Raw genomic sequence first — 243 nt, forward strand, 5'->3', positions numbered from 1 at the left:
CCGAGGCTTCGGCATCTCCTTTGGAGCGGATACGTCAGGGAGGCAACCAGAGCCGTGAAGCATATGCTCTCCCAGTTGGACCAGCACGCTTGGCTGCGACACACCAACAACAAGCTCAAGCGCCTGTCCGAACTGGTCAGAAATCTTCGCACCCATCTGGCCCAGAACTTCTCCGGCCGAAAGTGCCGCCAACAGCCTCGTCAATGCCCGCATGAACAAGAAGCGTCAGATGCGCTGGTCTCC

General features: G+C 58.8%; 1 pseudogene. It reads left to right on the forward strand.

Features of this window, described 5'->3' with window-relative positions:
- Positions 1-243 (forward strand): annotated as a pseudogene (locus ACWGTI_RS32995) (hypothetical protein); the annotation flags it as partial.

The sequence above is a fragment of the Mesorhizobium sp. ArgA1 genome (genome assembly GCF_053714375.1).